General features: G+C 25.5%; 1 protein-coding gene. It reads right to left on the reverse strand.

The window, feature by feature from the left end:
• Positions 1 to 274, reverse strand: a 274-nt coding sequence (locus ACX6CF_RS26715; RefSeq protein WP_458788414.1) for a substrate-binding domain-containing protein, incomplete at both ends; no start/stop codon positions are given.

Below are 274 nucleotides of genomic sequence, written 5' to 3' on the forward strand. Positions count from 1 at the left end.
CGTATGATTTTCCTTCAATTTTATTAAGTAGAACTTCAACTGCTTTAGTACCAATTTCAAAGAAAGGTTGTTTAATGCAGGTAATATTATCATCAATTATATCTAAAAAATAAGTTCCATCGAAACTAACGATATCTATATTTCGCTTGAATTTTTTTAGTGCCTTTAAAGCATAAACTGCTTGAAAATCTGAGTTAATAATTAAAGCATCAGTATCTGGATATTTAATTATATGATCTATAACTTGATTTCCAAAATCAAATTTCTTTGAATT

The organism is Vallitalea sediminicola, from assembly GCF_054408565.1.